Annotated in this window: 21 protein-coding genes and 1 pseudogene; 10 read left to right on the top strand and 12 right to left on the bottom strand. The window is 60.6% G+C overall.

Annotated features, from left to right (window positions below; genetic code table 11):
* Positions 1 to 681, top strand: a complete 681-nt coding sequence (tolQ, locus tag EII23_RS05100) for a protein TolQ (protein ID WP_124792310.1) — start codon at positions 1 to 3, stop codon at positions 679 to 681.
* A gap of 11 nt (positions 682 to 692) precedes the next feature.
* On the top strand, positions 693 to 1,103 hold the full coding sequence (locus EII23_RS05095; RefSeq protein ID WP_124792309.1) for a biopolymer transporter ExbD: 411 nt from the start codon (positions 693 to 695) through the stop codon (positions 1,101 to 1,103).
* Between the two features lie 9 nt (positions 1,104 to 1,112).
* Here EII23_RS05095 and EII23_RS05090 read toward each other — a convergent pair whose 3' ends face one another.
* The 4 genes from EII23_RS05090 to EII23_RS05075 all read right to left on the bottom strand — a co-directional run bounded on the left by EII23_RS05090 (position 1,113) and on the right by EII23_RS05075 (position 3,715).
* Complete coding sequence (locus EII23_RS05090; protein WP_260424606.1) at positions 1,113 to 1,643, bottom strand: translation initiation factor 2; 531 nt, start codon at positions 1,641 to 1,643, stop codon at positions 1,113 to 1,115.
* 94 nt (positions 1,644 to 1,737) lie between these two features.
* A complete protein-coding gene (locus EII23_RS05085) occupies positions 1,738 to 2,241 on the bottom strand; it encodes a cob(I)yrinic acid a,c-diamide adenosyltransferase (RefSeq protein WP_124792308.1) in 504 nt (167 codons plus the stop codon).
* Positions 2,238 to 3,239: an AmmeMemoRadiSam system radical SAM enzyme gene (gene amrS / locus EII23_RS05080; RefSeq protein ID WP_124792307.1), complete on the bottom strand. Its 1,002-nt coding sequence runs from the start codon at positions 3,237 to 3,239 to the stop codon at positions 2,238 to 2,240. The genes EII23_RS05085 and amrS overlap by 4 nt, the downstream gene beginning before the upstream one ends.
* Positions 3,240 to 3,241: 2 nt before the next feature.
* Positions 3,242 to 3,715 carry a hypothetical protein gene (locus EII23_RS05075; RefSeq protein ID WP_124792306.1) on the bottom strand — a complete coding sequence of 158 codons (474 nt, stop codon included), beginning with the start codon at positions 3,713 to 3,715 and terminating at the stop codon, positions 3,242 to 3,244.
* 122 nt (positions 3,716 to 3,837) lie between these two features.
* Here EII23_RS05075 and purM point away from each other — a divergent pair, with 122 nt between their 5' ends.
* Entirely contained in the window at positions 3,838 to 4,896 is a 1,059-nt protein-coding gene (purM, locus tag EII23_RS05070; RefSeq protein ID WP_124792305.1) for a phosphoribosylformylglycinamidine cyclo-ligase, read from the top strand.
* Between the two features lie 103 nt (positions 4,897 to 4,999).
* On the opposite strand, the gene cydB is transcribed toward purM, so the two are convergent.
* Both cydB and EII23_RS05060 read right to left on the bottom strand, forming a co-directional pair.
* Positions 5,000 to 6,025: a cytochrome d ubiquinol oxidase subunit II gene (gene cydB, locus EII23_RS05065; RefSeq protein WP_124792304.1), complete on the bottom strand. Its 1,026-nt coding sequence runs from the start codon at positions 6,023 to 6,025 to the stop codon at positions 5,000 to 5,002.
* Between the two features lie 3 nt (positions 6,026 to 6,028).
* A complete protein-coding gene (locus EII23_RS05060) occupies positions 6,029 to 7,345 on the bottom strand; it encodes a cytochrome ubiquinol oxidase subunit I (RefSeq protein ID WP_124792303.1) in 1,317 nt (438 codons plus the stop codon).
* Positions 7,346 to 7,524: 179 nt separating this feature from the next.
* On the opposite strand from EII23_RS05060, the gene htpG reads away from it, so the two are divergent.
* A complete protein-coding gene (gene htpG, locus EII23_RS05055) occupies positions 7,525 to 9,462 on the top strand; it encodes a molecular chaperone HtpG (RefSeq protein ID WP_124792302.1) in 1,938 nt (645 codons plus the stop codon).
* Between the two features lie 250 nt (positions 9,463 to 9,712).
* On the opposite strand, the pseudogene EII23_RS05050 reads toward htpG, so the two are convergent.
* The 5 genes and pseudogenes from EII23_RS05050 to EII23_RS05030 all read right to left on the bottom strand — a co-directional run bounded on the left by EII23_RS05050 (position 9,713) and on the right by EII23_RS05030 (position 14,669).
* Positions 9,713 to 11,352: pseudogene (locus EII23_RS05050) on the bottom strand (L-lactate permease).
* Positions 11,353 to 11,496: 144 nt separating this feature from the next.
* The gene (locus EII23_RS05045) at positions 11,497 to 12,471 is read right to left on the bottom strand and encodes a glycosyltransferase (protein WP_124792301.1); all 975 of its coding nucleotides are present in this window, start codon (positions 12,469 to 12,471) and stop codon (positions 11,497 to 11,499) included.
* Positions 12,468 to 12,965: a GtrA family protein gene (locus tag EII23_RS05040; RefSeq protein ID WP_124792300.1), complete on the bottom strand. Its 498-nt coding sequence runs from the start codon at positions 12,963 to 12,965 to the stop codon at positions 12,468 to 12,470. Before EII23_RS05040 ends, EII23_RS05045 begins: the two co-directional genes overlap by 4 nt.
* Positions 12,962 to 14,122 carry a DegT/DnrJ/EryC1/StrS aminotransferase family protein gene (locus tag EII23_RS05035; protein ID WP_124792299.1) on the bottom strand — a complete coding sequence of 387 codons (1,161 nt, stop codon included), beginning with the start codon at positions 14,120 to 14,122 and terminating at the stop codon, positions 12,962 to 12,964. Before EII23_RS05035 ends, EII23_RS05040 begins: the two co-directional genes overlap by 4 nt.
* A gap of 79 nt (positions 14,123 to 14,201) precedes the next feature.
* Positions 14,202 to 14,669 carry a chemotaxis protein CheW gene (locus EII23_RS05030; protein ID WP_124792323.1) on the bottom strand — a complete coding sequence of 156 codons (468 nt, stop codon included), beginning with the start codon at positions 14,667 to 14,669 and terminating at the stop codon, positions 14,202 to 14,204.
* Between the two features lie 375 nt (positions 14,670 to 15,044).
* On the opposite strand from EII23_RS05030, the gene EII23_RS05020 reads away from it, so the two are divergent.
* Positions 15,045 to 15,872 (top strand): histidinol-phosphatase, encoded by an 828-nt coding sequence (locus EII23_RS05020; protein ID WP_124792297.1) that lies wholly within the window; start codon positions 15,045 to 15,047, stop codon positions 15,870 to 15,872.
* A 63-nt stretch (positions 15,873 to 15,935) separates the two neighbouring features.
* Positions 15,936 to 17,450 (top strand): ATP-binding cassette domain-containing protein, encoded by a 1,515-nt coding sequence (locus EII23_RS05015; RefSeq protein ID WP_124792296.1) that lies wholly within the window; start codon positions 15,936 to 15,938, stop codon positions 17,448 to 17,450.
* A gap of 49 nt (positions 17,451 to 17,499) precedes the next feature.
* Here the strand turns inward: EII23_RS05015 and EII23_RS05010 are convergent, their stop codons facing one another.
* A complete protein-coding gene (locus tag EII23_RS05010; RefSeq protein WP_409360226.1) occupies positions 17,500 to 18,144 on the bottom strand; it encodes a DedA family protein in 645 nt (214 codons plus the stop codon).
* 133 nt (positions 18,145 to 18,277) lie between these two features.
* Between EII23_RS05010 and EII23_RS05005 the strand changes: the two genes are divergently transcribed.
* The 4 genes from EII23_RS05005 to EII23_RS04990 all read left to right on the top strand — a co-directional run bounded on the left by EII23_RS05005 (position 18,278) and on the right by EII23_RS04990 (position 21,555).
* A complete protein-coding gene (locus EII23_RS05005) occupies positions 18,278 to 19,408 on the top strand; it encodes a dienelactone hydrolase family protein (protein WP_124792294.1) in 1,131 nt (376 codons plus the stop codon).
* Between the two features lie 68 nt (positions 19,409 to 19,476).
* Entirely contained in the window at positions 19,477 to 20,004 is a 528-nt protein-coding gene (locus EII23_RS05000; protein ID WP_124792293.1) for a methylated-DNA--[protein]-cysteine S-methyltransferase, read from the top strand.
* Complete coding sequence (locus EII23_RS04995) at positions 20,001 to 20,849, top strand: DNA-3-methyladenine glycosylase (RefSeq protein ID WP_260424605.1); 849 nt, start codon at positions 20,001 to 20,003, stop codon at positions 20,847 to 20,849. The genes EII23_RS05000 and EII23_RS04995 overlap by 4 nt, the downstream gene beginning before the upstream one ends.
* A gap of 166 nt (positions 20,850 to 21,015) precedes the next feature.
* Positions 21,016 to 21,555: a hypothetical protein gene (locus EII23_RS04990; protein ID WP_124792292.1), complete on the top strand. Its 540-nt coding sequence runs from the start codon at positions 21,016 to 21,018 to the stop codon at positions 21,553 to 21,555.
* Positions 21,556 to 21,575 lie beyond the last annotated feature (20 nt).

The raw sequence follows: 21,575 nt of genomic DNA, 5'->3' as shown, positions 1-21,575 counted from the left end.
ATGCATTCACTCATCCAGGCAGTGCTTCAGGCCACATTTGTTTCAAAATGCGTTTTGATTCTTCTGTTGTTCATGTCTGTGGCAAGCTGGGCCTATATGTGCGGGAAATGGTTGTCTTTGCGCCAGGCCAGACGCCGTGTTGACGAAGGGTTGAAAGCTTTTTTCATGAGTGAAGACCTGTCAAAAGCGCTGCCTGTCATTGCCGCTGACGAAATTTCACCATTGTACACCATCACCGAGCGGGCGATAACCGAATACAATCGCCTTGCAAAAACAGGGGATATTGACCGCCTGATCGATGCCAACATGCACCGTACATTGCGCTTTGCCGTTTCGGAAGAAATGGAAAAGCTCAAATCATCGTTGGGACTTTTGGCCACAACAGGCAACACTGCCCCCTTCATAGGCCTGTTTGGCACGGTATGGGGTATCATGCACTCGTTTTCGGCCATTGCGGAGATGAAGAGCGTCTCGCTGGCAACGGTTGCTCCCGGGATCGCCGAAGCCCTGGTCGCCACGGCTGTTGGCCTTTTTGTCGCCATACCGGCGGTTTTCGGTTTCAATACATTCAAAACCATCCTGTATCAGATTGAAAGCGCCTGCAACAATTTTTCGGGACAGCTTCTCAATCGCATGCAGCATGAATCTCCCCAATACACCAATGGCTTTCTCTTCGAATAACAGGAGATGACATGGAAATCGAAGAATTTGCCTCCGAAATCAATGTAACTCCTCTTGTGGATGTTATGCTGGTATTGCTTGTAATATTTATGGTTACGGCACCGATGATGACAGAGGGGTTTGATATACGCCTTCCAGAAGTGGACACATCTGAAATTCTCTCCACAGAAAAAGACCATATTGTTTTGTCTGTAAAGGCAGACGGAGCTATTTATATAAATGACCATGAAACTGTTATTGAGGAACTCCCGATAGCTCTTGCAACATACAAAAAAAATGATACGCCGCTTTTTGTGAAAGCCGACAAAGAAGCGCGATACGGTCTTGTTATGCAAACCATGGACACTGTCCGCATCTCCGGTATAAAAAACGTTTCTCTCATTACCACTTCAGCCGACGGCAACAACACCCAGAAACAATGACATTCGGACCTACAGTCCCGCGGAACCCTTTGCCCGCCGCGCGCGCACGGCACGGCACAGTTTCTCCAGAGGGGCGCTGCGGGACGGTTCGGGCCTGTCCTGCCTGTCTTGTCTGCCTTGGGCATCGCCCGCCGCAACAAGAACGGCCACGGCCTCAAGGGCATCCTCAATGCTGTCCACCCAGCAATCCACCGCGCCGTGGAGCATGAGCCCCGGCCCTTCCAACGGGCCGCACACGCCGAGCACGGGTGTTCCCGCCCCTGCGGCCAGGCCCACCTCCACGCCCGCGTCCTGCCCCGATGCGCCGTAATAGATCACCAGATCTGCCGTGCGGCAGGCATCGCGGCAAAAGGCGTAGACAGCCCCGCCGTCATGGTCCGTATCCATCCAGATGCGGCGCTGGGCGGGCGTCAGCCCGGCCGGAGGCACGGCCTTGTCCGTCCAGTCCAGTATGCGGCAGCCCAAGGCTCGCAGTTCCCGCCCCAGAAGACGCACACCGTGCTTGTGTTTGAAGGATCCGGCAATATAGATGGTCAGCATGCGCTCTCCTGATGGGGATTCCGGACAAAATACGGTTCTGACCTTTTGCGCGGCGGAGCAAAAAGCCTTGCAGATGCACAGAAAACAGGGGAAATCAATACTCAATCCCCGGCGATGCCGCGATGCCGGAACGCCAGGGATGCTTGATCTCTGTCATGGACGTGACCAGATCCGCAGCATCGGCAAGCCAGTCCGGAACCCCCCGGCCAGACAGTACCAGATGCCGCCCCTGCCGACGGGCAAGAGCAAGCAGGCATTCCACTTCTTCCCGCAAAATCAGGCCCGCGCCCAAGGCATACAGGCATTCGTCCAGCACCAGCATGTCCGCCGAGTTCAGTTGCTCCTGCGCCCAGTCAAGCAGGGCCGAGGCGGCCTGCCGGTGGGCGGGGCGATCTTCCTCCCGCCGCAGAAAACCGGGGCCTGCGGCCCGGAAGCGGCCCCCCAGCCAGCGGGAAAGCATGGCCTGTTCTCCGGCCTGGCCGTCCCGCTTCATGAACTGCCCGAAAGCCACGGTCATGCCCTGCCCCAGTGCGCGCACGGCCTGCCCCACGCAGGCACTGGTCTTGCCCTTGCCGTCGCCGGTATAGATCAGAATCATGCTGTCCAGACTCCGGGCAAAAGGTCTCCGCAGGCCGGGCATTGCCCTGCTCTGTCGTGCCGGCGCACGGCATAGCCCACGCGCTCGACAAGCATGCTCCCGCAGGAGGGGCAGACGGTGTCGCCGCCCCCGGCGCAACGCACATTGCCCATATAGACAAAACGCAGACCGGCCGCGCGGCCCGCATCCCTGGCCTGTTGCAGTGTGGGCAAGGGCGTTGGCGGGTGGTCAGCCATGAGGTGCGCCCCGTGGAAGGCCGAAATGTGCCAGGGGGTGTCTGCCCCCAGTTCGTCGTGCACAAAGGCGGCCAGTTCGGCCAGTTCCTGCCGGTCGTCATTGACGCCGGGAATGACCAGGGTGGTTACTTCCAGCCACCAGCCAAGCTCCTTTACGGCCTTGAGCGTATCCAGCACCGGTTGCAGGCGCGCCCCGCAGAACTTGCGGTAAAAAGCATCCCTGAAGCCCTTCAAATCTATATTGGCCGCGCGCACAAGGCCGCGCAGGGCATGGAGGCAATCCCGGCTCATGTACCCATTGCTGACCAGAATCACCGGCATGTCGGGGCACAGGTTCGCTGTGGCCCGCACAAGCTCAAAAAACACTGTCGGTTCGTTATAGGTAAAGGCCAGGCTGCGGGCGTTTTCGGCGCGGGCCAAGGCCGCGAGGTCTTCGGGCCGCACGCGTGTGCCCGCCACACGCCCGCTGGCGGGCACGCAGGAAATGCTGCTGTTCTGGCAAAAACGGCATGAAAAATTGCAGCCCGCGCTGCCCACGGAAAACGTGGCTGTTCCCGGCAAAAAGTGGTAGAGGGGCTTTTTTTCCACAGGGTCAAGGTTGACGGCCGTTACCACATCCCCCGCCAGAGAAAGCAGCGTTCCCCCGGCATTGCGGCGTACTCCGCAGACGCCCCTTGCCCCTGCCCGCAACAGACAGCCGTGCGCGCACAGGCGGCAGGCCACCGTGCCGTCGGGCAGGGCATCCCAAAGTTCCGCGCGCACGCTCACCGCGCCATGCCGCCCGCCGCTTCCGGCGGCAAAAAAGGCCGCGGCCCTGCCCCGTGCCCCCTGCCGCCGGGCAGCCCCTGCCCGGCCCCACCGGGAAGATCTGGCCTGCGCAATCCCTCGTGCGCGCCGCCTCCCCACACCCCTCCCGGCATGGCCGGCACGTCAGGATATACTTGGGGAGCCACCAGAAGAAAGGTATCGCGTTCATCCCGGGAGGAGCGGGGCGGAACCACGGACGTTACGACATCGCCCGTGTCCGGGTCGCGCCACTGTTCTGCCTGCCCCTTGCGGGAAAAGTGGGGGCTTGCCAACTGCCCCGTGCCGAAGCTGACGGCGTCATCCCTCGCTGCCTCTCCTTCTGCGGCTGCCGCCAACGCCGAAACGTGCCCCGCGCCGCCCCCTGCCTGCGGCAGAACGAGAAAAAGCGCAACCGCGCACAACGCGTACACTCCTGCTGCCCAGACGCGCATACTGACGCTCCTCCTGTTTGCCCGCATTCTATCAACGGCGGCCGCGCCGGTCCATAAAAAAGGCGCTTGGGCTTTGCCGGAAAACCTGCTAGCCTTTCCCCGGCAAAAGGAGGGGGGCTACCATGTCCAGCGAGCGTTCAAAAGCCTATACCCAGGCAGGCGTCAATATTGAAGCGGGCAATGCCCTTGTGTCGCGCATCAAGACTCTGGTGCAGAGCACGCAGACCAGGGGCGTCATTTCCGACATCGGAGGCTTTGGCGGCCTCTTTCGTCCGGATATTTCCGGCATGGAAGACCCGGTGCTGGTTTCTTCCACCGACGGGGTGGGCACAAAGCTCAAGCTGGCCTTTGCCTACCACAGGCACGATACCGTGGGCATTGACCTTGTGGCCATGAGCGTCAACGACATTCTGGTGCAGGGCGCCGCCCCCCTCTTTTTTCTGGACTATTTTGCCACAGGCAAACTGGATGTGGAGACGGCCCATACCGTCATCGGCGGCGTGGCCGAAGGCTGTCGTCAGGCAGGTTGCGCCCTGCTGGGCGGCGAGACCGCCGAAATGCCCGACATGTATGCCCCCGGCGAATACGATCTGGCGGGTTTTTGCGTAGGGATGGTGGACAATGCCCGGCTCATTGACGGTTCCGCCATCCAGGTGGGCGACAGCATCATCGGCATTGCTTCGTCCGGCCTGCATTCCAACGGATATTCCCTGGCCCGGAAAATTCTGGCAGAAAGCGGGCTGGATCGTGACGATCCTTTCCCCGGAGCGGACGGGGCCAGCGTGTGCGACGTGATGCTGGCCCCCACCACCATCTATGTGGAGGCCGTTCGCCCTTTGCTGCGGGACATGCAGGTCAAGGGCATGGCGCACATTACCGGCGGAGGTTTTTACGACAATATCCCACGCGTTCTCCCCGCCCAGGTAAAGGCGCACATTGCTTTTGACAGTTGGGAAAAACCCGCGGTCTTTCCCTGGCTCCAGCAGGCAGGCAACCTCACCTGGCCGGAAATGTTGCAGATTTTCAACTGCGGCATAGGCTATGTGCTCATTCTGCCCACCGAGCAGGCCGAGGAAGCCGTGAACCGCATCCGCGCCTTCCGGCTTGCTGCATGGCCCATCGGAAAAATCGTTCGCCGCTCCCGCGACGATGCCGAGGAGCAGGTCTTCATGGAATTTTGAACGGAGTTTGCGCCGTCCAGACAGCACGCGGCTTGCGGCACATCTGCCGCCAGTCAAAAAAACCGCCCGCAGGAAACATTTTCCTGCGGGCGGTTTTGCCTCTTTAATACGCGTGTTCGTCCTCCAGATCCCTGACCGTAACCGGGGCCGAGAACAGCTGGTACATCCAGAACTGGTACAAAAGCACTATGGGCACCATCACCAGAGCCACTCCCAGCATGATCTTGAGCGTCAGCGGGCTGGACGCGCCGTTGAAGGCCGTCACCGTGGCCGCAGGGTCAAGCGAGGAGATGATCATGCCGGGGAACATGCCCGCCACGCCAAAAAACGTCACGCCCAGGATAAACAGGGCACTGCACCCCCAAGCCAGCCAGAGCTTGCCCGCACCCAGCATCACGCGCGCGCCCACAAGCCCGGTCAGAGCCAGCACGGGCAGAACCCACAGCGCGGGCATGGCAAGGTAATTGTCGTAAAGCCTGGTGTACATGCCGGTAAGCACCAGAAATGCCACCAGCAGGACGAGCATGAGCGGCCAGAGAAAAGTGGCCGAAGCCAGAGCGCGGGTTTGCAAATCGCCGCGGCTCTTGATGGACAGCCAGATGGCCCCGTGCAGGGCAAACATGCACACAAAAAACACCCCGCCCGCAAGGCCGTACACATTCAGCAGGCCAAGCAGGTTGCCGTGGTACACGCCCTGGGCGTCCACCGGGATGCCCATGAAAAGATTGGCAAAGGCGACTCCCAACAGCACACAGGGGATGATATTGGAAAGAAAGTGCACGGCATCCCACAGGGCGCGCCAACTGTCGTGCTCCACCTTGTTGCGGAACTCGAAGGAAACAGCCCGGAAGATGAGCGCAAAGAGCAGAAGCAGCAACGGCGCATACAAGGCGCTGAACATTACCGCATAGGCCTTGGGAAAGGCGGCAAACGTCACGCCGCCAGCGGAAATCAGCCATACCTCGTTGCCGTCCCAGAAAGGCCCGGCGGCATTGTACATGATACGGCGTTCGCTTTCGTTTTTGGACAGGAAGGGCAAAAGGCTGCCCAGCCCCAGATCAAAGCCGTCCAGAATAAAATACACAGTCCACAACAAGGCCCACAGCACAAACCAGATGGTTTCCAACATGGCCTACACCTCCCGGGCGTCCGGGCCCTTGAGCGCAAATTTGCGCAGCAGGTAAATGTCCAATATGCCCAGCACCGAATAGACCACGGTGAAGGCTGCCAGAGAAACGGCCACATTGTCCGCGGGAACCGGCGACACGGCATCGGCGGTGCGCATCAGCCCGTAGACGATCCAGGGTTGACGGCCGATTTCCGCCACAGCCCAGCCCACCATCAGGCCGATGTAGGGCAGGGGAATGTTCCAGATCAGAGCCTTGAGCAGGAGGGGGCAGGGTTCGTCCTTTGTGCGTTGCCAGAAGGCCCCGATGGCCAGCAGCACAAACAGGCCGCCCAGCGCCACCATGACCCGGAAGGACAAAAACGTCGGCAGAACCGGCGGGCGATCTTCCTTGGCAAAGTCTTTCAGCCCCTTGACTTCGGCGTCAACACTGCCGTAGGCGATCCAGCTCATCAGGCCGGGAACGCCCAGAGCCTCCACCATATTGCCTTCGTTGGCCTCGTCAGGCCAGACCAGCAGGTAAAAGGGCACGTTGCGGCCGGTTTCCCAGTGGGCTTCCATGGCCGCCAGTTTGGCCGGCTGGTGCTGCGCCACGGCACCGCCCTGATGGTGGCCCGAAACTCCCAGCAACAGGGCGCACACAAGGGCAAAGGGGGCCGCCATGCGGAAAGAACGGCGAAAAAAATCCACATGGCTTTTGCGCAGCAGATGCCAGGCCGAAACGCCCAGCACAAAGAATCCGCCCACAGCCCATGCGGCAATGATCGTATGGGCGTACATGCCCCATGCATAACCGTTGAAGACCACTTCCCAGAAGTTGCTCAGCTCCGCCCGCCCTGCGGCCTCATTGATGATGTAACCTGTGGGGTGCTGCATGAAGCCGTTGGCCAGGATGATCCAGAGGGCGGAAATATTGCCGGCAATGGCCACAATCCAGATGGCGGCCAAATGCACCTTCTTGCTCACGCGCTCCCATCCGAAATGCCATACGGCCAGGAAGGTGGATTCGAGGAAAAAGGCGACAGTTGCTTCGATAGCCAGCAGGGATCCGAAAATGTCGCCCACATATTCCGAATATTTGGACCAGTTGGTGCCGAACTGGAATTCCAGCGTGATACCGGTCACCACGCCCAGGGTGAAATTGATGACAAAAAGCTTTCCCCAGAATTTGGCCTGTTTTTTCCAGAATTCATCTCCGGTGCGCACATAGCAGGTTTCCATCCAGGCAATGAGGACGGAAAGCCCCAGCGTCAGGGGCACGAAAATGAAGTGGAAGAATACGGCCACGGCAAATTGCAGACGCGAAAGCATAACGACGTCCATGGAGGCCTCCTTGAAAATGTCCTTGCTTCAGGTAGCCTTATCTGCCGGAAAAAACAAGGGGCGAGCGGATTCGGACAGAACATTCACAGGCGTGGCGTCCATCCTTTCTGCTCGTTATCCCCTTGAAAATCCGCCGGGGGGCATTATCATTGGGCAAGAGTACCGTACAGGAGGTTTTCATGTCCCCTACAGAAAAGACACCCCGCCAGTTTCAGGCCGAGGTGTGCAAGGTTTTGCACATCCTGACCAACTCCCTCTACACCAACCGCGAAGTATTTTTGCGGGAACTTGTGTCCAATGCCTCGGACGCCTTGGACAAGCTGCGCTACCGGATGAACCGCGGCGAGCAGCCGTGCCTGCCCGATCTGCCGCTGGAAATCCGCATCAGTATCGACAAGGATGCAAAAACCCTGACCATCGCCGATACGGGGCTGGGCATGAGCGCCGACGAACTGGCCGAAAATCTCGGCACCATCGCCAAATCCGGCTCGGAGCAGTTTCTGGCGGATCTGGCCGCAGCCAAAAACGCGCAGGACGAAAACTCCCCCCCCGATGCCGCCAACATCATCGGGAGGTTCGGCGTGGGCTTTTATTCCGTGTTCATGGTGGCGAAAAAGGTCGAAGTCACCTCGCGCCCCGCTTTTGGCGAAAGCACCGATGCCCATGTCTGGAGCAGCGACGGCCTGGGAACCTACACGGTGGAACCGGCTGCGGCAGACGCGCCGGAGCGCGGCACCACCATCAAGGCATGGCTCAAGGACGATGCCACGGAATTTCTCGAAAACTTCCGTGTGGAGTCGACCATCCGCAAGCATTCGGCTTTTGTGCCCTTTCCCGTGCTTCTGGACGGCCAGAAGGTCAATACCCAGCCGGCCCTGTGGCGCGAGCCCAAATTCTCCGTGACCGAAGAACAGTACGAAGGCTTTTACAAGGCGCTGACCTACGACTCCAAGGCTCCGCTGGATGTCCTGCATTTTTCTGTGGATGTGCCTGTGCAGTTCAGCGCCCTGCTCTTCATCCCCGACACCGCGCAGGATTTCTTCGGCGCGGACCGCGATTTCTGGGGGCTGGATCTGTATACCCGCCGCGTGCTCATCCAGAACCGCAATCAGGATCTCATTCCCGAATATCTGGCATTTCTCAAGGGAGTGGTGGATTCCGAGGATCTGCCGCTGAACATCTCGCGGGAAACCTTGCAGGAAAATGCCGTGCTGCGCAAAATCCGCCAGGTGATTGTCAAGCAGGCTTTGGGCAATCTGGAAAAACTGGCCCGCGATGATGAAGAAAAATACCGCCGCTTCTGGACCCTGCACGGCAAGGTCTTCAAACTGGGCTACCACGACTTCGCCCAGCGCGAGCGCGTCAGCGCCCTTTTGCGCTTCAACACTTCCGCCCTGCCCGATGCCGAAGCCCTCAGCAGCCTCGACCAGTACATGGAGCGTGCACCCGAAGGGCAGAAAACCTTCTGGTATGTGGCTGCGCCCAACCGCGAAGCCGCGCGCCTCAACCCGCATATGGAACGTTTTGCGCGCAAGGGCATTGAAGTGCTCTGGCTGTACGAGCCGGTGGACGAATTCGTCATGGACGGCCTGGGCAAATACAAGGATTGGGACTTCATGTCTGTGGAAACAGCCACGGATCAGGCCCTTGACGCCTTTGCCGACAAGGAGGAGCACAAGGCCGCCGCTCCCCTGTCCGAAGACGATGCCTCCAGCTTTGACGCGCTGCTTGAGCGCATGAAGGAAATTCTGGAAGACAGGGTTGCCGGAGTGCGCGTTTCGCACCGGCTGACCGACAGTCCGGCCGTGCTTGTGTCGCCTGACGGCGGCATTTCCTCCTCCATGGAAAAACTCATCAAGGTCATGCAGAAGGACGATTCCGTCCCGGTCAAAACGCTGGAAGTCAACCGCGACCACCCCCTGCTGCGCAATATGCTGCGCATCTTCAAGGCGGACAGCGGGGACAGGACGCTGGCCCACATGACCCAGGCCCTGTTTGACGCCAGCCTGCTGCAGGACGGCTACCTCAAGGATCCCCAGGCTCTGGCGGGAAGAAGCAACAAACTGCTGGAAGAAGCCGCTGCCTGGTATGTGGAGGTGCGCAAACTTTCCGCGTAACAGCCAGGTATTTTGCCAAAACGGGGCTGCCCCGAAAAGGGCGGCCCCAATAGTGACAAACCCCGCTTTGTGGAGTTTGCGCCGTCAAGCTGCTCAATGGCTTGGCGGAAAGGCACAAAAATCGTTCGCTTTACGGCGCGGCCAAGCCGCGACCTGCTCGCAATTTTCGGGGCTGCTGGCCTTGTTCAGCAGCCCAAAGGGCCGCCCCTTTCGGGGCGGCCCTTTTTCCACTCCGCCGGTATGCGCCGGATTACGGCAGCATCCAGTTCAAAGCCGTGGCTTGCAGATAGGTGATTGCGCAGAGCACAGCCGTCATGGCCAGGCTGTGACCCAGGGTAAAGCGGAAGAGATTGCCCTCCTGGCCCACCATGTTGGTGGCCGCTGTGGCCACGCTGATGGACTGGGGAGAAATCATCTTGCCGGTAACGCCGCCTGTGGCGTTGGAGGCCACGGCCAGCGCGGGATCCATGCCGACCACTTCAGCCGTGGACCGCTGCATGCCGCAGAACAGGGCATTGGACGATGTGTCCGAACCGGTCAGAAACACGCCCAGCCAGCCCAGAATGGGCGAAAAGAGCGGGAAGAACGCGCCGGTCAGCGTAAAGGCGATGCCCATGGTGGAGCTCATGCCCGAGTAATTCATGAGGTAGGCCAAGCCCAGAATCATGGCAATGGTCAGAATGGGGAAGCGCAGCTGGCAGATGGTCCTGAAGAAGCAGGAAACCGCCTTGCCGAAGCTGTACCCAGGCATGAAAGGCACGGAGAAGAACCCGGCCAGCAGAATGGCCGTGCCGCCGGCAGACAGCCAGTTGAACGTGAACACTGCGGGATAGTTGGGATTCTTGCCTGCGGCCAGAATGGGCGCAGCCTTCTCCACCATGCCGTCAAGGCCGGGCCAGGAGAACTTCAGCACAGCACCCGGCATGGCGTTGAGTATGGCCTTGAACTGGGGCAGACCCCACAAGAAGACCATGATGGCCAAAATGATGTAGGGCAGCCAGGCGCGCAGCACCACACCAAAGGCCGGAGCTTCGCCGCTCAGAACAGCCGCCTGTTCTCCCTCGAAACGCCAAACGCGGGAGGGCTTCCAGACGCGCAGCAAAAGCACCATGGCAATGATGGTGACAATGGCGGACATGATGTCGGGCAGGGTCGGGCCGTGGAAGTTGGAAAAGGCGAACTGCGCGATGGCAAAGCTCACACCGGCCACAATGATGGCGGGCAGAACTTCCATGGTGCGCTTGAAGCCGCACATGACCACGCAGACCCACAGCGGCACGATGAGCGACAGAATGGGCAACTGGCGACCCACAATCTGGCTCACTTGCAGTTCGGGCAGGCCCGAAACCTGCGCGGCCACAATAACGGGAATACCGATGGCGCCAAAGGCCACCGGAGCCGTATTGGCAATCAGACAAATGCCTGCGGCGTACAGCGGGCGGAAGCCAATCCCACCAGCATGGCTGCGGTGATGGCCACAGGCGTGCCGAAGCCAGCTGTGCCTTCAATGAAGGAGCCGAAGGCAAAGGCAATGAAAATGGCCTGCAGACGGCGGTCGTCAGTGAGCCGTGCGAGAGATTCCTTGATATATTCAAACTCTCCCGACTCAACGGTCATGTTGTACACCCAGACCGCGGTGATGACGATCCAGACAATGGGGAATATCCCGAAAGCCGAACCAAAGACCAGAGCGCTGAATGCCGTGCCTGCGGGCATGCCCCACACGGCCACAGCCAGAATCAGGGACAAAATCACCGCCACAGCAGCGGCATAATGCCCCTTGGACCGACGCACAGCCAGCATGTAAAAAAGGCTGATCAGGGGAATTCCTGCCACAAGGGCGGAGAGCACCGCGCCGCCCACAGGATCGTACACTTGTGTCCAGGCCATCTGTCCTCCCAACACGTTGATGTTCTTGGCCTGACGGCCGCGCCTGCCCCACAGGCCCGGCCCCCTTTCGCCAGAGCCGCAACATTGTTTTAGCGGAGTGATACAGTGGAGTTTTCCCGGATGCAACAGAAATATTTTCAAGAGCTAACGCCGCAGGAAAAAAGGCAAAAAAAAGTAGGTGCGCGCGGCCAGTGCAAAGAGCGAGCCCGGCAGATAGCTGGCCCACCAGAAAAGCCTGTATTTGCGGCCAAAATCGCGCCAGGGCCGTATGGCTGCGCGGGCTTCGGCATTGCGCCCCCGACGCCAGAGATCCACGGCCCGCTGAAAGGCCGCCCGACGTGTGAGCAGTGCCACAAGGCCCGCATATTCGGCGTCATACCCCGGATAGAGCTTCCGGTGCTTTTCGAGAATACGCAGGGTTTCCTCGGCGAACTGGCCGAATTTGAGAAAGGTCGTGTTGCCCCCGTGCACCCGCCAGAGGGTCAGAGGTTCGTCCACAAAGTCCAGTTCCCAGTCATGGGCAATGCGGTAAAAAACGTCCGCCTCCTCGCAGACGTTAAGGCTTTCGTCAAACCAGTGCCCGTTGGTTCCCCCGCCCGGCGCCGCCCCCTGGGCAGAAAGACCCGCCAGAGCCTCGCGCCGCAGCATGGCCGACGACATGGAAATCCACTGCCTCTCCATCAGGGGGGCAAAGGCCATGCCCCGCGCAGGAGGGCTTTCGGCAAACAGCCTTTTGCACACCCGCCTGCCGTCAAAAACCTCGGTATCGGTGCAGGCCAACCCCAACCGGGGGTTGGCATCAAACAGAGCCACCTGTTTTTCCAGCTTGCGCGCGCGCCAGATATCGTCACAGTCCAGAAAAGCCACCAGATCACCCCGCGCCTGCGCCAGGGCAAGATTGCGCGCAGCCCCCAAAGGCACTGTGGCCTCACCGCGAAAATAGCGCAGCTTTCCGCCAAAAGCCCGGGCAATGGCCGGGCTGTCGTCTGTGGAGCCGTTGTCCCAGAAGACAATTTCCCAGTCTTCAAATGTCTGGGCCGCAACGCTGTCCAGCGCTTCGCGCAGATCGCGGGAGCTGTTCAGGCAATTCATGATAACGGAAACCCGGGGCGTGCTCATGTTTCCTCCCTGCCTGGCCCGTTGGCGGGATCTTTTGCCCCGCTTTGGCCCGGATCGCGAAACACCCAGTATTTGCACAGCGCGTACACCACAAGGGGCACCAGAAAGACGGACGCCCCCATAGCCAGGGCATATTCCAGCCCCAAAGCCATAAACAGCCAGACAAAAACGGAATTGAGCCCCAGCCCCAGAAGCTGGACAAGGGCGAAACGGGGGAGCATGGAGGCGTGCCTGCCTGCGGCAGGCTTTGTTTCTCCGGCAAAAGTCCAGAGGCTCTGCCCAAGATAGGAAACCGCAAAGCTCAGCGCATAGGCCAGGGCATTGCCCGCCAGCGCGGGCAGGCCGCAGAGACTGACGAAAAAAATCCCCAAAAGAGCGTAGACCAGAGCCGCAGCGCCGCCCACCATGCCAAAGCGCATCCAGCGGCGCCCTGCCAGAGCGCGCAGAAAGTCTGTCAGGTCTTTCCGGACGGGGCGGCGCAGCCCTCCCCTCACGAAGCGCATCCGTCAAAAAAAGACGTTATGACCTGGCAGACACTTTCCACGTCGGCAATGGTCAGGCCGGGGTGCAGGGGCAGAGTCAGCAGTTCGGCATAGAGTTGCTCTGTTGCGGGCAAATGCTGCGCGCCGCCCCCGAAAAAACTCAACAAATGGTTGGGCTTGTAGTGAACACCCGTGGGGATGCCCTGAGCGTTCAGAGCCTCCTTGAGCGCGTCCTTGCGGCCCCCGGCAACGCGCACGGGCATGATATGGCGCACCACAAAATCCTGCGGGTCGGTACGCAGCAGCGCCAGCCCGGCAAGATTCGCCAGCCGCTTTTCATAGACCGCCGCCAGAACACGGCGGGCGGGAAGAAATTCCCCTTCCAGCCGCCCCAGTTGTACCCGGCCGATGGCCGCCATGATATTGCTCATGTGATACCGCCAGCCCTGCCGCGTCACGTCGGGATCCCAGGAGCGCCCGCCGGAAAAACGCTGGCCGGTATCGCCCCGCACCGAAAGCAGGCGCGCGTCCGCAGCCAGTTGCGCAGATGCGGCATCAAAAGCCACCAGACAGCCGCCTTCGCCGCAGGTGATGTTTTTGATGCCGTCGAAACTGAAGCAGACCAGATCGCCGAAGCTGCCGATCCTGCGGCCACGGTGCTTGCAGCCAAAGGCATGGGCCGCATCTTCCACCACGCGCAGGCCCCTTTCGTTGGCAAAGGCGTATACCGCATCCAGTTGCCAGGGGTTGCTGGCATAGTGCACGGGCATGACGGCAATGGTTCGGGGGGTCAAACGCTTTGCGGCGTCCGCAAGGTCAAGGGTGCCGGTTTCCGGCAGAACATCGCAGGGCACGGGCGTGCAGCCAGCGGCGACTACCGCCTGGAATGACGCCACAAAAGTCAGGGAGGGAACAAGCACCTCGGGTCTGCCGCCGACTACGGAAGATCTTGCGGAAGAACTCGCGGCCGCAGCGTCCAGAGCCAGATGCAGAGCCGCCGTGCCCGTATTGGCCGTGATCACCTGCCAAGGCTCGACCCCCAGATAGCGCGCCAGTTCCTCTTCAAAAAGACGCACCTCATTGCCCATACCCAGATAGCCGTCTTCCAGAATGACACGACTTGCGGCACGGGCTTCGGCTTCACCCACAATGGAACGGGAAAGGCGCATGTGTACCTCCGGGGATGTGGCGGCAGGCGCGCAGCCGCCCGCACGGTCACGTGCGGCGGCCCCCGGACGAGGCCCGGGCCTACGCCATGTCCGCGCTGATGTCGCTCAACAGCATGTCCAAGTCAAGCAGAATCAGCAGGCGGTCGTCCAGTTTGCCCACACCCTTGATATATTCGGAGCCCACGCCGCAGACCACGGGCGGCGCTCCCTCCACCGTGGACACGGGAATCCGCAGAACCTGCGAAACGCCGTCCACCAGAATGCCCACGATTTTCTGCTCGAATTCCATGACAATAATGCGCGTTTTACTGTCAAACTCCGCAACGGGCATACCAAACCGGGTGCGCATGTTGATGACGGGAATGACCTTGCCCCGCAGGTTGATCACGCCCTCGATGAAAGCTGCAGCCTGGGGAACCATGGTGATCTGCGTGGGACGGATGATTTCCTGCACGGCCAGAATGTCCACGCCGAATTCCTCTTCGGCAATGCGAAAAGTGACCAGTTGGAGCAAATCGTCCTCGGAGATGCCGTGCATCTGCGTCATGTCCGGCAGCGGACTCTGCTGCGGTTTTTGCGCCGCTTCGGTAATTTCTGTCACAAGCATTCCCTCCATGATTGTGGGCCAAGCCCCTACTGGCTTCTTATCGGCGGCAGGAGCAGATACTTCAGGCCGCAACCGAACTGGAGTGCGCCGCAAAAACGCGGCGCGGCAAGGCACTTTCGCGCTTCCAAAAAAAAATTTTCTCACGCATCCGCAGGCGTGGGGCTGCGACGCGAACCTGCTTTTGCCTTCTCAAAAAACCCTTTTTCCCGCCAAAGTCAAATCGCGCTCCCAAGCGGATGCGCCTATGGCTTGCCAGCAAAGGCTTTCGGGGTCATACTCTTTGTTGCAGGCCCAACGGCAACCAGGAATTTTTTCATGATCCTTGCAGACTTGCATACGCACACGCGCTATTCTCACGGCGGCAACACCCCCCACGAGATGCACGCCGCAGCAGCGGCGAAAGGCCTTGAACTGATCGGTTTTTCCGAACATTCGCCGCGACCGCAGGGCTTTGACTACCGCAACGAATACCGCGAGCATCTTTCCCGCCACCTGCCGGACTATGCCCGTGAAGTGCAGGAGCTCAAGAAAATTCATGCCCACGGGCCATGCCGCGTTCTTTTTGGCATGGAGATGGACTGGCTGGACGGCGAGGAGGAGCACGTGCGCGCCGCCTGCACTGCCTGGGACTTTGACTATCTTCTGGGCAGCGTCCATTTTCTCGGCCGCTGGGGCTTTGACGACGGCTCCGATGCCTGGAAGGATCTTTCCCAGGAAGAGTGCGAAAAACACTATGTTGCCTATTTCACGGCCTGGCGGCGCATGATCGCGTCCGGCCTTTTCCGGATTGCGGCTCATCCCGACCTGATAAAGATTTTTTCCGTAGAGCGTTTCCATGTCTGGCTGGCTGATCCCCGCAGCCTGGAGCTGATCCGCCAGGGGCTTCAGGCTCTGCGGGATCAGGGCATGAGCATGGAAATTTCCTCGGCGGGGCTGCGCAAGGCATGCCGCGAAATCTATCCCGCGCCGCCCATCATGGCTCTGGCCGCGGAACTGGAACTGCCGGTCAGTTTTGCCTCCGACGCGCACGGGCGCGATGATGTGGGCTACGGTTTTGCCCGTCTGGCCTCCTATGCCCGCTCTTTCGGATTTCGGGAGTACACTGTGTTCGAGCGGGGGCGCAGAACTATACACCCCATATGAAATGCCGCGCTCGCAGGCCGTGAGCATGACCCAGGCCCGCAAAAAACTCCCCACGGATGGCGTATGTCTATTCTTGTTTCCGTTTGCGATGTGAGCCTGTTTCTGCCCGGCGACCCTCGCCGGAAAAACGTTCTGCGCCGTATTGACTGGCGTATTGAGCAGGGGCAGCACTGTGCCCTGCTGGGGCCCAACGGTTCGGGTAAGTCCACACTGCTGCGCCTGCTGGCCGGAGAATTGTGGCCGGAAAAGGGAAAAATTTTCTGGCACGGCCCCCAGGGAGCGGAAGACTCCCCCCTGGCGGGCAGGGCCATGACATCCCTGATCTCTCCCGCCCAGCAGGAGAACTGTCAACGGCAGGCATGGGATTTTGCGGGGCGGGATCTGCTGCTCACCGGCTTTGAAGCAAGCTCTCTGCTCTATTCCCCGGTTCAGGACGCCAGGCGCAGGCAGGCCGTGGAGCACATGGCCGCCCGCCTGCACGCCACCGGCCTGCTGGACCGCAGCATAGACACCCTTTCACAAGGCCAGCTCCGCCTCCTGCTGCTGGGACGGGCGCTGCTGCGCGCCTCTCCCCTGCTTTTGCTGGACGAATGCCTTGAGGGGCTGGACGCCGCGCACCGCAAAATTTTTTCCGCAGTGCTGGACGAATGCGCCCAAAGCTGCACGGTCATCATGGCGGTACACCGCCCGGAGCAGATTCCCTCCTGGTGCACGCACCGGCGTTTTGTGCACGACGGCCAACTGCTGGAAGCCCCGCCGCGCGCCGCACGTAACAATACCGCGCCGCCCGAAAAAAAATCGCCTTCTGCTCTCCATAGCCCGTTCGCGGCCGCCAGCACAGCATCCCGCACAAAAGGCCCCTTGACGGGGGAACCCTTGCTGGAGATGGAGAATGCCAGTGTCTATGTGGGGCGCAAAAAAATCCTGCACGAAATCACCTGGAGCATGTACCCCAACGAAAACTGGCAGATCACCGGCGCCAACGGCTCGGGCAAGTCCACCCTGCTGCGCCTGCTGGCCGGGGACGAGTTTGTGGCCGAGGGCGGGCGGCTGACGCGGCGGCTGCCCGGACACGAAGGGCCCGTGGATACGCTGGCCGCCGTGCGCCGGGGCATACGGCTGGTCTCCGATCTTTCGCAGGCGCTCTACGGCTACAGCCTGAACGCTCTGGACATGGTATGCACGGGCAGCGACAACAGCATCGGCGTTTACCGCCGTTTTTCCCCCGCGGAACGCGCCGAAGCCCTGCGCCACATGCATTTTCTTTTTCCCGAAAAAAGCCCGCAGGAGGTGGAAGAACTGGGCGGGCGGCCTGTGCGGCATCTCTCCACAGGACAGATACGGCGCCTTTTTCTGGCCCGCGCCCTCATGGGCCAGCCGGATATTCTGCTGCTGGACGAACCCTGCTCCGGGCTGGACGAGTTCGCCCGTACCGCATACCTCTCCCTACTGGACCAACTGGCGGCACAGGGCATGCACATGGTTTTTGTTTCCCACCATCAGGAAGACGCCCCCCTGTGCATCAACCGTCAGGCCCATATGGAGGGAGGGAGGCTGCTGCTCCCGCCCGCTCACTGAAAATTCCCGCATCCGGACGCTCCCGCGCAGGGAAACGCGCGGAGCAGGATCAGCGGTGTCGGGGGCCTTTACCGGAACGCCTGCTGCCGATGATTTCCCAAACCACAGGCAAAAGCGAAAGCGCGATGATGATGTAGACGATGAGGCCGAAGTTTTCCCGTACCCAAGCAAGATTGCCCAGAAAATACCCCGCAGAGACCAGACTGCCGACCCAGAGCATGCAGCCCGTGATATTGAAGCACAAAAATGTTCTGGGGTGCATGAGCGCAATGCCCGCCACAAAGGGCGCAAACGTGCGCACAATGGGCACAAAACGCGCCAGCACAATGGCCTTGCCGCCGTGGCGCTCATAAAACTGGTGGGCCTGAAGCAGGTATTCCTTTTTGATGAGGCGGTTTTCCCGCGCAAAAATGGCCGGCCCCACGCGGCGACCGATGGCATAGTTCACGGCATCTCCCAGAATGCCCGCCGCCAGAAAAACCCCCACAGTATGCCCGTAGCCCGTAAAGCCGGCTCCGGCTACCACCCCGGAGGCGAAAAGCAGGGAGTCGCCCGGCAGAAAAGGCGTCACCACAAGGCCTGTTTCGCAAAAAACAATAACAAAAAGAATGGCGTATATCCAGAGCCCGTAATTTTCCACCAGTTCAAAGAGATGCACGTCAATGTGCAGGATAAAATCCACAAGATATGCCATCAGTTCCACAATCCGCAACTCCTGGAATACCCGGAATTTCCGGAAAACACAGGCCTGGCGGCCACTCGTGCCGTCTGCCTGCGGTTGCCGTTTTTGCGCCACCCTTGTACCTCACGGCGGCTTGTGGCACAACATGTTCATGCGCCTGTTTCTTTTTGCCGCCCTGCTGCTGGCCTTTGCCGCGCCCGCCACTGCCACAGAATTTTATCAGGTGGGTTTCCGCACCCTGGGCCAGTGCACGGCTGACGGCGGCCTGCGCCTGGATGTGAATGTCTGGTATCCCTCCGTGCGCGCTCCGCACACACTGAACTACGCTCCATGGACCATTTCCGCTGCCCGCAACGGCAAGGCCGTGGAGGGGCGCTTTCCGCTGATTCTGCTCTCGCACGACACGGCGGGAACGCGCTTCAGTTACCATGACACTGCGGCCTGGCTGGCCTCGTGCGGTTTTGTGGTGGCGGCCCCCGCCCATTTTGCCGACTGCATGGACAATATGGAAAGCCTGCTCACCTGGGCACAGCTTCAGGGACGGACGCGGGAGCTGAGCGCCACCATTGACCTCCTGCTGTCGGACAGTGATACGGAGTCCAGCATCGACAGGGAGCGCATCGGCGCGCTGGGTTTCGGCTCCGGAGCAACGGCGGTTCTGCTGCTGGGCGGCGCGCTGCCGGACTGCGACAACCGTCAGGCATACTGCGCCCAAGCTCCGGTGCAGGACATGTACTGCAATGCCTGGGGCAGGGAACGCATGGACGGGCTGTGCCGCCGCCTGCCCCTGACAAAAAGCCTGGCCGATACCCGGATCAGGGCCATTGCCGCCGTTGCGCCCGGATTCGGCATGCTTTTCTCGCGATCTTCCTTTCGCTGGCTGCATCCGCCGCTGCTGCTCATGGCCGCCGCCGGAGATACCCTGAACACAACGCCTCTCCACTCCCGCCATATCTACGACATGATGGAGAAAAAGCCCCGCTGGATATCCCTTGAGCAGGCTGACGCAGGGGCGCTCATGGCTTCCTGCCCTCCGCCGCTGCAAGACGCCCTGCCGGAGATATGCCGCTCTGTTTCCGCTCCCGTCCGCGCTGCAATCCACAAAAGCATGCATACCGCCCTGGAAGATTTTTTTCTGCACTATCTGGGCAGTGAGAAAAATCTGCCGCAGATTCCCCCTCCTCCGGATCTCACGCCACCGCCGCCACCGCCTGCGCCTCCCGCCGCTGCTCCGGCGCAGAAAAAGGAAAAGGGAAAACGCAAAAACAGGCCATGAAACCACGTTTGCGCACGGCAAGCACCGGGCCAGCAAAAAACCAAAGCTCCCCATATAGAGGAGATCCCATGCTGCTTTCCACAGAATATGCGTCCCCGCTGGGGGCAATAACATTGGTCAGCCACGGCTCAAGCCTTGCGGGCCTGTGGTTTGAAGGCGAAAAATACTTCGCGCCCGCGACAGGCAGTACGCGAGAGGGGCATGGCGTTCTGGATCAGGCAAAAAAATGGCTGGATGCGTACTTTGCCGGGAAAAAGCCTTCCATCGCCGACATTCCCCTGGCCCCCCAGGGCAGCGCCTTCCGGCAGGCCGTCTGGAACATTTTGCGCCATATTCCCTACGGGCAGTGCACGACATACGGTGAAATCGCCCGACAAATGGGCGCGCACACGGGCAAAAAAATGGCCGCTCAGGCTGTGGGCGGCGCGGTGGGGCACAATCCTGTTTCCATCATCATTCCCTGCCACCGGGTTGTCGGCGCAGGCGGCAATCTGACCGGTTACGGCGGAGGCATTGCCCGGAAAATGCGCTTGCTGGAGTTGGAAGGTGTGGATATGTCCGGCTTTTTTATCCCGCGCAAGGGAACAGCCCTGTGAGCCACGACAACACTGCCCTTCCCCTGCTCCCCGAAGCTGCCCCCGGGGACGGAACAGACGCTCAAGCGTATTTTGCCTACGGCGAAGCGGAAATCGCCCATCTGAAAAAAAAGGACAAGGCGCTGGCCCGACTCATCGAAACCGTTGGTCCTGTGCGCCGGGAGGTTATTCCCGACATTTTCATGGCTCTTGTTCACGCCATCATCGGCCAGCAGATTTCCGCCAAGGCCCATCTGACCGTCTGGAAGCGCGCCTGCGCCATGTTCGCTCCCCTGACACCGGAGCATGTGGCGTCCATCCCGGCCGCAACCCTGCAAACCTGCGGCATTTCCCTGCGAAAAGCCGCCTATGTCAGCGAAATTGCCAGAGACATTATGAGCGGCAGGCTCGATCTCGCACAACTGCACGGTATGGACGACGATGCGGTGTGCAGGCGCTTGAGCGAAATCAGGGGCATCGGCATGTGGACGGCGGAAATGCTGATGACCTTTTCCATGCAGCGCAAAAATATCCTGAGCAGGGGAGATCTGGCCATCCAGCGCGGGCTCAGGATGCTCTACCGGCACCGCGCCATTACCCCCGCGCTTTTTGCCAGATACAAAAAACGCTATGCCCCGCACGCCACCGTGGCGGGGCTGTATCTCTGGGCACTGGCGGGCGGTGCCTATGCAGGATACGCGGACCCCGCCGCCCCCCAGCCCCCCAAAAAGCCCGGCCAGAAACACAAAAACCTCTCTGCCAGAACAGGCGGGCCACAAAACGGACAGTCCTCCTGCGCAAAAATTGCGCCCCCCTGGCCGCAGAGCGGCCTGGGCAAAAAGCGCGCAATACCCCGCGAAGATTGAACATGCGAAGCCCCGCGCACCCCGGCAGGCTCACGCGTGTGCGGCTTGACAAGTTCCGCCCCGCTCACTACAGCAAGAAAACCTTGTGCCTCTGTGCAAAGCTCGGCTGGCGCGAGGCTCCGGAACAAAAGCGCACTGTTGCGCCGGAATGGGGAGAGAGAACCGGATGCGGCATATTTTCTGTGTATTCTGCGCCCTGCTGGCGGCATTCTGCCCTCTGGCCGCCCGCGCCGCCGATGCTCCCGACACCAGCGGCTGGGTGGTCATGCCCGCCGGAACCCGCGCCACATTCATGGGCATTCACGGCGGCACCATGCCGGTCAGCCTGCTGGTTGCCGAGGACGGTTCCGCCCTGGTGAGCTTTGTGGGGCGTACCGGCAATGACTTTCTGGAGGTGCTCCGCCGCACGGATATCCCCATGCCGAGCCTGCTCAACGCCACAGCGCGCCGCCCCGCCAACACTTCCGGCACTCTGCCGGATTCCGGCCGCCCGGCGTTGACCGCCGGAACTTCCGACAGCAGCATGCCCGTCTTCAATCTTTCCGGAAACAACGATCCGACCCACGCCATGCTGCCCTTCGGGCTGTCAGACAAGCCCCTGTCCATTGAAGGTCAGGCCATACGCCCGCAATACCTCTCCCCGGCAAAAAACTACCGCTTCTTTTTTCAACCCCAATACTTGCAGCCGCGCCGCGCCCCCCGCTGAGCGGTATCCGTTGCTCCCAA

This window comes from Desulfovibrio sp. OH1186_COT-070, from assembly GCF_003860215.1.
Taxonomy (GTDB): Bacteria; Desulfobacterota; Desulfovibrionia; order Desulfovibrionales; family Desulfovibrionaceae; genus Desulfovibrio.
Note: the sequence above shows the minus strand (reverse complement) of the source record. Positions and strands in the feature narration are given on the sequence as shown.

What these genes read in the sequence shown, in the direction of transcription:
- EII23_RS05085 (WP_124792308.1), bottom strand. Translation starts at nt 2,241, where the DNA reads ATGATTCTGATCTATACCGGCGACGGCAAGGGCAAGACCAGTGCCTGC.
- EII23_RS05000 (WP_124792293.1), top strand. Translation starts at nt 19,477, where the DNA reads ATGCTGCTTTCCACAGAATATGCGTCCCCGCTGGGGGCAATAACATTG.
- tolQ (WP_124792310.1), top strand. Translation starts at nt 1, where the DNA reads ATGCATTCACTCATCCAGGCAGTGCTTCAGGCCACATTTGTTTCAAAA.
- EII23_RS05020 (WP_124792297.1), top strand. Translation starts at nt 15,045, where the DNA reads ATGATCCTTGCAGACTTGCATACGCACACGCGCTATTCTCACGGCGGC.
- EII23_RS05075 (WP_124792306.1), bottom strand. Translation starts at nt 3,715, where the DNA reads ATGCGCGTCTGGGCAGCAGGAGTGTACGCGTTGTGCGCGGTTGCGCTT.
- cydB (WP_124792304.1), bottom strand. Translation starts at nt 6,025, where the DNA reads ATGTTGGAAACCATCTGGTTTGTGCTGTGGGCCTTGTTGTGGACTGTG.
- EII23_RS05015 (WP_124792296.1), top strand. Translation starts at nt 15,936, where the DNA reads ATGTCTATTCTTGTTTCCGTTTGCGATGTGAGCCTGTTTCTGCCCGGC.
- EII23_RS05090 (WP_260424606.1), bottom strand. Translation starts at nt 1,643, where the DNA reads ATGCTGACCATCTATATTGCCGGATCCTTCAAACACAAGCACGGTGTG.
- EII23_RS04990 (WP_124792292.1), top strand. Translation starts at nt 21,016, where the DNA reads ATGCGGCATATTTTCTGTGTATTCTGCGCCCTGCTGGCGGCATTCTGC.
- EII23_RS05005 (WP_124792294.1), top strand. Translation starts at nt 18,278, where the DNA reads ATGTTCATGCGCCTGTTTCTTTTTGCCGCCCTGCTGCTGGCCTTTGCC.
- EII23_RS05045 (WP_124792301.1), bottom strand. Translation starts at nt 12,471, where the DNA reads ATGAGCACGCCCCGGGTTTCCGTTATCATGAATTGCCTGAACAGCTCC.
- EII23_RS05010 (WP_409360226.1), bottom strand. Translation starts at nt 18,144, where the DNA reads ATGGCATATCTTGTGGATTTTATCCTGCACATTGACGTGCATCTCTTT.
- EII23_RS05030 (WP_124792323.1), bottom strand. Translation starts at nt 14,669, where the DNA reads ATGACGCAGATGCACGGCATCTCCGAGGACGATTTGCTCCAACTGGTC.
- htpG (WP_124792302.1), top strand. Translation starts at nt 7,525, where the DNA reads ATGTCCCCTACAGAAAAGACACCCCGCCAGTTTCAGGCCGAGGTGTGC.
- purM (WP_124792305.1), top strand. Translation starts at nt 3,838, where the DNA reads ATGTCCAGCGAGCGTTCAAAAGCCTATACCCAGGCAGGCGTCAATATT.
- EII23_RS05060 (WP_124792303.1), bottom strand. Translation starts at nt 7,345, where the DNA reads ATGGACGTCGTTATGCTTTCGCGTCTGCAATTTGCCGTGGCCGTATTC.
- EII23_RS05095 (WP_124792309.1), top strand. Translation starts at nt 693, where the DNA reads ATGGAAATCGAAGAATTTGCCTCCGAAATCAATGTAACTCCTCTTGTG.
- EII23_RS05035 (WP_124792299.1), bottom strand. Translation starts at nt 14,122, where the DNA reads ATGCGCCTTTCCCGTTCCATTGTGGGTGAAGCCGAAGCCCGTGCCGCA.